Consider the following 6,871-nt stretch of genomic DNA (forward strand, 5'->3'; position numbering starts at 1 on the left):
TTCTACCCTTCAAACCTCAGATTGAATACGCATTGCTCGTCTCCATGAATCATGCATCTTGTCTGACTGTGTTCGATGGGCACCCCATAATGATCGGCAAGCCCGTCAATGAGTCCCTCCACAAGATAACACAATTTTCGTGCAGAGGAATATTTCATGACAAGGGTATCAGCAAAAGGATCTTCGGCAGAAAATTTCGGGGTCTCGGCATCTTTATAGAGTTTGACGATTTCGATGTGGTGGATGAAATCAACCGTCTTCAGAAAATCCTTCGGATGGCTGTAGGGACTGAAAAACCGGGGGTACCTTTCGACGAGTTTCGGGATGGCATATCTGCCGAAGGCACGGAAAACATCAGGCACAGAATTGTCCAGCAATCGCGCTGTTTCAGCAACGATTTGCATGAAGTCTTCATCAGGGTATGTCCCGGGACCGACGATAACTCCGGGGTCCCCCATCTTCAGCTGGCATCGCGACAGCACCCCCTCATATTCATCCTCACCGTAATTGTCTGTAATAAAGCCTTCCAGCAGATTGAAGATAATACCCTTCATGAGTTGCTCCCCCCGGAAAAAAAATGAATTGCATAGAGCGCGGATACTCGGCGTTGAAAAAAAAATTGTGCATCTGCCAGGGGCGGGAAAAAAGTTTATCGCACCGGCGATATTTCCATAAAAACCAAGGGTCCACAATATTATTTCTGGATCACGATTATATTATTAGCAGATTATTAATGAAAAGACATCTCCGGAAATTACCGAGAAAACTTGAACAGAGCTATCTTTATCTCTGACATCTTGCGTCTCAACAAATGATCATTGCAATCCTCTGCCCAGCCCATGTTGTTCAATTATAATAGAAAAACAAAAAACTTACCCATTACCGGAAGTGTTTATTTGATTTTCCGCAGGCACATCTTTGAAAAAATCATATCAGATTTCTTTTTTTTTGTTTAAAGAGATGAAATACAAATTTGCTACGCCAATTCCCTGCATGAGGTTCTACGTCCATGCCCATGAAACAGTTAAAAAAGCTCATCACCAAGGCCCTGCTGGCCGGAACAGCACTCTGCTTCGTCCTGTTTCTTTTGTCCTGCGGAAAGCAGGATGAACAGAAAAAAGGCGGCAAGGGCGGCGGTCGTGCCGCCCCGGTGGAAGTGGTGGCCATAGAGCATGGCCCCATCACCCTGTTCCGGACATTTAACGGCAGCCTGGAACCCCGGGCCGAGTTTGTGGCGGCCCCGAAAGTCGGCGGCCGGGTGGAGCGGTTGGCGGTAAAGCTTGCCGACACCGTGCAAAACGGCCAGATTATTGCCGAACTGGACAATGATGAATATATCCAGGCCGTGGCCCAGGCCAGGGCAGACCTGGCGGTTGCCAACGCCAATATGGTGGAAGCGAAAAGCGCTCTGACAATCGCCGCCCGGGAATTTGAGCGGGTGGAAACTCTCAAAAAACGCGGTGTCGCCTCTGAATCCCAGTATGACGAGGCCATGGCAAACCAGTCGGCCAAACAGGCGCAGCTTGAGGTTGCCAAGGCACAGGTGACCAGGGCCGAGGCCTTTCTGGAAACCGCCAATATTCGACTGAGCTATACCAAAGTTACCGCCAACTGGTCCGGCAGTGACAACCCCCGGGTGGTGGCGGAACGCTATGTTGATGAAGGACACACGGTATCTGCCAATGCCGCTCTGCTGCTCATTGTTGAGCTGAACCCGATTACCGGCATCATCTTCGTCACGGAAAAGGATTACGCCCGTCTGCAGCCCGGCCAGACCGCCCAGCTCAGCACCGATGCCTTTCCCGGGGAAACCTTTGAAGGCCGCATCGCCCGGATCTCGCCGGTGTTCCGCCGGGAAACCCGGCAGGCCCGGGTTGAACTTACCATTGACAATCCGAAGCTCCGCCTGAAGCCGGGCATGTTTATTCGCGCCACAGTAAAACTGGACAGTGAAATGGATGCAACGATTGTTTCCGAAGCCGCCCTGACCTCCCGCAACGATCACACCGGCATTTTTGTGGTCAACGAGGGAAAAATGACAGTCTCGTGGCGTCCCGTCCAGGTCGGCATCCGCCAGGGAGACCGCGTCCAGGTTATGGGCGAAGGACTCACCGGCCGGGTGGTTTCCCTGGGCCATCAGCTCATCGATGACGGCTCGACAATTATCATTTCTGAATCCGTTTCCGAAAACAAACCGGAAAAAGCCGCCACCCCATGAACCTGCCGAAATTCAGCGTCAGACGTCCGATCTTCACCACCATGGTGACCCTGATTATTGTCATTATCGGCAGTGTCTCACTCTCCCGGTTGCGCATCGATCTGCTGCCCAATATTGAACTCCCCACCCTCACGGTCCGCACCAGTTATGAAGGAGCAAGCCCCGAAGTCATGGAGCGGCTAGTCACCCAGATTCTCGAGGAAATAGTCGCAACGGTCCCGGGTGTGGAGGAGATGACCTCCCAATCTTCAGAGGGCAACAGCAACATCCGGGTCAGTTTTGCCTGGGGCACGGATATTGACACCGCCGCCCTGGATGTTTTGTCCAAGATCGAAGACGAGATCAATGAACTGCCTGATGACATTGTGCGACCAATGGTCAGAAAGTACGATATCGGCAGCTATCCGGTGGTGATCTTAGGCATCTCAAGCGACCTTGACCCGGTGGAACTGACCCAGCTCATCGAAGACCAGATCCGCTATCGTTTTGCCCGCGTTCCCGGCGTTGCCCAGGTGGATGTCTGGGGCGGCTTCAACCGCGAGGTCCGCATCGAGCTTGATCCGGACCGGGTCAACGCTCTGGGCCTGCCATTGGATCAGGTACTGCAGGCAATCCGCGACGCCAACCTGGACCTGCCGGCCGGCAAGATCGAAGAAGGCCGCTTCGAGGTCAACCTGCGGGCACCGGCCCAATTTACCGACATGGAACAGATCCGTAATACGGTGATCATGGAAAAAAACGGCGTCACCGTCTCCCTTGGCCAGATTGCCGAGGTCAAGGATACCTATGAAAAACTCAACCGCATTGTCCGGGTTAATGGCCAGCGGGGCATCCGCGTCGCCATCCGTAAACAGGCCGACGCCAATACCGTTGAGGTTGCCAAGCAGATACTCGCGGAAATCGATGCCGCAAATCAGGCCTTTCCCCAGATCAAAATCGTCCCGGTGGTCAACCAGGGCAATTTCATTGAACGCTCCATTGCCAATGTCACTAATTCGGTTCTCTACGGCGGAGGACTTGCGGTTATCGTCCTGCTGTTCTTTCTGCGCAATATCCGCTCTACCCTGGTAATTGCCCTGTCCATCCCTATTTCGGTGATCGCCACCTTCAGTCTCATCTATTTCGGCGGCTTCACATTGAACCTCATGACCCTGGGCGGCCTGGCCCTGGGGGTGGGCATGATGGTGGACAACTCCATTGTCGTCCTGGAAAATATCTTCCGGCGCCGCACCGAGACCACTGAGTCCGTGGAGGAGGCCTCGGTGCAGGGCGCCATTGAAGTGGGGCCGGCGATCATCGCCAGCACCATCACCACTCTGGTCATCTTTCTGCCGCTGATCTTCGTACGCGGGGTGACCGGCGTGCTCTTCCAGGAGCTGGCCTATGTAATCATTTTTTCGCTGATCTGTTCGCTGCTGGTTGCCTTGAGCCTGGTGCCCATGCTGGCTGCCAAACTCATGAAAGCCTCCGGGCCGGGTGTCAACAATCGCTCCGGATGGATCAAATCCGTGGCTGCCAGGGCGGAAACCCTCACCCAGTCGCTCAATGACCGGTACATGGAACTACTGCATCGGGTACTGGGTCACCCGTGGCTTACGGTGTTCACGGCTGCCGCCCTTCTGGGTCTCAGCCTGCTGCTGCTGCCCTTTATCGGCACCGAATTCCTGCCTCCCAGTGATGAGGGTGAAGTGCGGATCTCAGGTGAAATGGAGATCGGCACCCGCCTTGACCTGGTGGATCGGCAGAGCCGGATCATGGAAAAAATAGTCACCGATAATGTTGCCGAGGCGGTTTCTTCGGTGGTCAGCGCCGGTTCCACCGGTTGGCGGGCCAATGCAATTTCCCGCTCTGATATGACCCTGTCCCTGAAACCGGCGGCAGAAAGGAAGCGGTCGAATACAGCAATTGCCGATGATCTGCGTAAACGTCTGGACGGCAAGGTGGCTGGCATGAAGATCCGAACCCGCGCCCCCCAGGGACAGTTCCTGCTGGAACGTCTGCTGGGCGGCGACGAAGGACTCACCGTTGAGGTGCGCGGCTTTGATCTGCAGAAACTCGAGGCCCTTGCCGGCCGGGTGGCCGTGTCCATTGCCGATATTCAGGGAATCACCGATGTAGAGACCAGCAATCTGGCCGGTATTCCGCAGCAGGAAATAAGTATCGACCGCAACAAGGTGGCGGATATGGGAATCAGTATCAGGGATATCACCAGGGTCATCGGCACTGCAGTGGCCGGTGCAAAAGCCGGCGAATTCCGCCTGCAGGGCAATTCCTATCGTATCTTCGTACAACTCAAAGACGCAGAGAAACGCTCCCTTGATGAAATCCTCAACCTGACCCTGACCACTGCCTCCGGAGAGCAGGTCTCCCTGCATAATCTGGTTTCCACCAAGCCGGGCCGCGGACCGATCCTCATCGACCGCAAGGACCAGCAACGCCTGGTCTCGGTGCAGGCCAATGTCGCGGGCCGCGATCTCGGCTCGGTTGCCACGGATGTCCAGGAACGGCTTGATCAGATCGCCCGCCCCGTGGGCTATGACCTGACGGTTTCCGGCAAGTTCGAGGAACAGCAGAAGGCCTTTGCCGAACTGGTGCTCTCTCTGGTGCTCGCCCTGGTCCTGGTCTACATGGTCCTGGCCTGTCAGTATGAATCATTACGCGATCCACTTGTGGTCATGGTCTCAGTACCCGTTGCGGCGGTGGGTGTTCTGCTCATCCTCTTTCTCACCGGCACCACCCTGAACCTGCAGTCCTATATCGGCTGCATCATGCTGGGCGGCATTGTGGTAAACAACGCCATTCTGCTGGTTGACCAGGCCGGCCAACTGCTGCAGAGCGGCATGCCGGTCAACGAGGCGATTGCCGAGGCGGGCCGCAGACGGCTGCGACCGATATTCATGACCACCCTGACGACGATTCTTGCTCTGCTGCCCCTTGCCCTCGGCATCGGAGAAGGAGCGGACGCCCAGGCGCCGCTGGCCCGGGCGGTGATCGGCGGCCTCACCGGCTCCACCCTGATCACCCTGGTCCTGGTCCCCGCAACCTATCTGCTCTTTCACCGTCAGGGAAAAACCGTAGCCCCATGAAAATAATTTTATTCAGACAAACCCGTCGCACCATCCTGTGCATACTGCCGGCCCTCCTGCTGCTCATTCCCGGCTGCCTCAAACCGGATTCCCTGCCGGTGTTCCAGTCCGGCATGCAATACCCCGAGATTTCCCCGGTAGAGGCCGTTTCAGTGTCCCGGGACCTCCAGCCGCAATTCACCGATGAAGATCCGATGGTGACCATTGCCCAGGGAAGTCTTGACCTTGCAGTGGAACAGGCCATCTGGCTTGCCCTGCGCAATAACCGCGATCTGAAAATCCAGCAGATCAAACCGATGATTGCCGGCTCCTTCGAGGCCATTGAACGGGGCGTCTATGATCCGGAACTGTTCGGCGAACTTGAGTTTTCAAGGGAGAAGAGCAGCGAAGCCGGGATAAATGGCAGCCGAATTACAGTTATTGAAGACGATCGAACTGCCCTTATCGGCCTGCGCCAGAAATTGCCAACCGGCACAACCCTTGAGGCGGCTGTGGAGCACACCGATGATGACACAGACAACAGCGCCAGGATCGGACTCAGTATCACCCAATCACTCCTGCGCGGTCTTGGCCCTGCGGTCAATCTGGTCAGTGTCCGGCAGGCGGCGATCAACACCGCAGTATCCAATTTTGAACTCCGCGGCATCACCGAGGCGCTTTTGGCGGAAACAGAAATCGCCTATTGGAATTATGTACTGGCCGCCCGGAAAATTGATATCTTTGAACGCTCGCAGACCATTGCCCTGCAGCAGCTTGATGAAATAGTGCAGCGCATTGAGGTGGGCACTCTGCCCCGCATCGAAGCGGCTGCCGCCAAAGCAGAAGTGGCCCGGCGCCAACAGGCCTTAATCGATGTGCACAGCGCCCTTGAAGAAAGCCGCCTGCGTCTCCTGCGCCTGATCAATCCAGGAGAAAAAAGGCTCCTTGATCTTCAGATCAACGCCACCAGCACAGCCGAGATCAATCCGCAGTTAATTACTGATCTGGCAGACCGGTTGCTCCTTGCTGAAAAATCAAGACCTGATTTGAATGAGGCACGCCTGCGACTGCGACAGAACCGGCTGGAAACCATCAATACCAGAAATGGCCTCCTGCCCCGGCTTGATCTCTTTATCACCCTTGGCAAGAGCGGCTATGCCGACTCCTTTTCCGAATCCTTCAAGGACCTTGACGGCAACAACCATGATTTCAGCGTTGGAATTAAACTCAGTCAGTACCTGAACAATCGGCCGGCCAGAGCCCGTGATTTCGCAGCCCGCTCCTCATGGCGTCAGGCCACGGAAGCGCTTGAAAATCTCAAGCAGATTGTAGAGCTTGACGTTCGCCTGGCGATGAATGAATTTGAACGCACTCGTCAGCAGATCGCCGCCACCCGAACTACCCGCCTGCTGCAGGAGGAAACCCTGCAAGCTGAAGAGGAACGCTTCGACGTCGGCGCCAGCACTGCCCTGCAGGTAGCCCAGGCCCAGCGCGATCTTCTGGAAAGCGCCATTGACGAGGTAGAGGCGACAATCAACTGCCGCCAGGCGCTGGTCAGCCTCTATCGTGCCGAAGGCAGCCTGCTTGA

At 55.7% G+C, this 6,871-nt stretch carries 4 protein-coding genes; 3 read left to right on the forward strand and 1 reads right to left on the reverse strand.

The features are described from left to right. Positions 1-2: 2 nt before the first annotated feature. Positions 3-554 carry a heme NO-binding domain-containing protein gene (locus KKE17_00210; protein ID MBU1708406.1) on the reverse strand — a complete coding sequence of 184 codons (552 nt, stop codon included), beginning with the start codon at positions 552-554 and terminating at the stop codon, positions 3-5. Positions 555-1,015: 461 nt separating this feature from the next. On the opposite strand from KKE17_00210, the gene KKE17_00215 reads away from it, so the two are divergent. From KKE17_00215 to KKE17_00225, 3 genes are all read left to right on the forward strand, one after another. After that, positions 1,016-2,218 carry an efflux RND transporter periplasmic adaptor subunit gene (locus KKE17_00215; protein MBU1708407.1) on the forward strand — a complete coding sequence of 401 codons (1,203 nt, stop codon included), beginning with the start codon at positions 1,016-1,018 and terminating at the stop codon, positions 2,216-2,218. Further along, a complete protein-coding gene (locus KKE17_00220) occupies positions 2,215-5,304 on the forward strand; it encodes an efflux RND transporter permease subunit (GenBank protein ID MBU1708408.1) in 3,090 nt (1,029 codons plus the stop codon). The genes KKE17_00215 and KKE17_00220 overlap by 4 nt, the downstream gene beginning before the upstream one ends. Continuing rightward, positions 5,301-6,871, forward strand: a 1,571-nt coding sequence (locus KKE17_00225) for a TolC family protein (protein ID MBU1708409.1), incomplete at its 3' end; no start/stop codon positions are given. The genes KKE17_00220 and KKE17_00225, both read left to right, overlap by 4 nt.

The sequence above is a fragment of the Pseudomonadota bacterium genome (assembly GCA_018823135.1).
Taxonomy (GTDB): domain Bacteria; phylum Desulfobacterota; class Desulfobulbia; order Desulfobulbales; family CALZHT01; genus JAHJJF01.

What these genes read in the sequence shown, in the direction of transcription:
- KKE17_00215 (MBU1708407.1), top strand. Translation starts at nt 1,016, where the DNA reads ATGAAACAGTTAAAAAAGCTCATCACCAAGGCCCTGCTGGCCGGAACA.
- KKE17_00210 (MBU1708406.1), bottom strand. Translation starts at nt 554, where the DNA reads ATGAAGGGTATTATCTTCAATCTGCTGGAAGGCTTTATTACAGACAAT.
- KKE17_00220 (MBU1708408.1), top strand. Translation starts at nt 2,215, where the DNA reads ATGAACCTGCCGAAATTCAGCGTCAGACGTCCGATCTTCACCACCATG.